The organism is Rhizobium sp. SVR5-9E (genome assembly GCF_056755095.1).
In genome coordinates, this window is sequence record NZ_JBNDHS010000767.1 from 1 (window position 1) to 234 (window position 234).

Sequence of the window (234 nt, forward strand, 5' to 3'; positions counted from 1 at the left end):
GCTTACCAGCGTGGAGCTGCGGGATATCTCCGCCTACATGGAGAGCCTCAAATGACTATCAGCGATGAAGTTGAGGACCTGCGCGATACGGGATTGGACGAGATGGAACTCGACCGCCGTCTTTCAGAGACCTGGTCGACACCTGCGGGGTTTTGGGGCGCCCTTTCGACCGTCGACCATAAGATCATCGGCCGCCGATTCATCGTGACGGCCTTCGTGTTCCTGGCGCTCGGT

The 234-nt window shown here is 59.0% G+C and carries 1 protein-coding gene; it reads left to right on the forward strand.

Features of this window, described 5'->3' with window-relative positions:
- Positions 1-51 precede the first annotated feature (51 nt).
- A partial coding sequence (locus ACPYOJ_RS36910; RefSeq protein ID WP_481420620.1) for a hypothetical protein occupies positions 52-234 on the forward strand: 183 nt, incomplete at its 3' end.